The sequence below is a fragment of the Streptomyces beijiangensis genome (assembly GCF_017315755.1).
Lineage (GTDB): Bacteria > Actinomycetota > Actinomycetes > Streptomycetales > Streptomycetaceae > Streptomyces > Streptomyces beijiangensis.
In genome coordinates this window covers 1-399 of record NZ_JAFLRJ010000788.1, presented here as the reverse complement: position 1 = coordinate 399, position 399 = coordinate 1, and the positions used below count along the sequence as shown (strand labels likewise).

General features: G+C 69.2%; 1 protein-coding gene and 1 pseudogene. Both read right to left on the bottom strand.

Annotated elements, in window-relative coordinates:
- Nucleotides 1–257 (bottom strand): TetR/AcrR family transcriptional regulator (locus tag J0695_RS39110; RefSeq protein ID WP_206969616.1); only part of this gene is annotated, 257 nt, incomplete at its 3' end.
- A gap of 28 nt (nt 258–285) precedes the next feature.
- Nucleotides 286–399 (bottom strand): annotated as a pseudogene (locus J0695_RS46305) (TetR family transcriptional regulator); the annotation flags it as partial.

The following is a 399-nucleotide window of genomic DNA, read 5'->3' as shown; positions in this document are numbered from 1 at the left end:
CACAGGGTGAGGAAGTGGCGCACCAGCGGACGGCCGATCTCCTCGCGCGGTTCGAGGGACAGGCCCGGCAATCCGGGATCGATCGCGACGGCCACCGCGAACAGGCCCGCCTTGTTGCCGTAGTAGCGCATCACCATCGACGGGTCGATCTTCGCGTCGCGCGCGATGGCCCGGATGGTCGACTTCTCGTAGCCGTCCGCCACGATCCTTGCTGCGGCCCGCGAGCGGTTCGTGGGACAGGCCCGGCAATCCGGGATCGATCGCGACGGCCACCGCGAACAGGCCCGCCTTGTTGCCGTAGTAGCGCATCACCATCGACGGGTCGATCTTCGCCTCGCGCGCGATGGCCCGGATGGTCGACTTCTCGTAGCCGTCCGCCACGAACCGCTCGCGGGCCGC